This window comes from Acinetobacter sp. ESBL14, assembly GCF_036668815.1.
Lineage (GTDB): Bacteria > Pseudomonadota > Gammaproteobacteria > Pseudomonadales > Moraxellaceae > Acinetobacter > Acinetobacter gyllenbergii.
In genome coordinates this window covers 1-499 of record NZ_JAZEVS010000034.1, presented here as the reverse complement: position 1 = coordinate 499, position 499 = coordinate 1, and the positions used below count along the sequence as shown (strand labels likewise).

Annotated in this window: 1 protein-coding gene; it reads left to right on the top strand. The window is 36.7% G+C overall.

Annotated features, from left to right (window positions below):
- Window positions 1-301: 301 nt before the first annotated feature.
- Window positions 302-499, top strand: a 198-nt coding sequence (locus V6E90_RS21485; RefSeq protein WP_332606405.1) for a hypothetical protein, incomplete at its 3' end; no start/stop codon positions are given.

Here is a 499-nt window from a genome sequence, read left to right as displayed (position 1 = left end):
CAAAGAGGGCCGCCAATGTAGAGGACTTGGGTATTGCTCATGAATTATAAAGGTATCAGTTGAAGAAGGTTAAAATCTTCAGAAAGGATAAGCAATCTAGGATGTGAAATATAGAGGGGATAGGATAGAAGTGAGTAAAAATAACAATGATTGGGACAGTCTTTATCATTTTGAAGGAGAGGTTTGAGGCAATCATTATAGGTGGGGTGACATAAATTGTCAGAAATAGACAGAACTGTATAGACAGATGGTCATGATACTTTGTAAAATGCGTTAAATTTAAGCGAAAGCCTATAACAAGATGTTGAACAATATATTTCAAGCCTTAGACAGTTTAGGGCTTACTGCACAAAAACGTGCTTTGCATATTTCATTTTCTAATCCCGATTTAAACGCTCAGGTGTTTTTGCAACGTATTGATGGGACACATAAACTCAATGAGGGATTTAAGGCAGAATTGATCTGCCTATCAACGAGCGCAGTTATTCCTTTAAAGCAA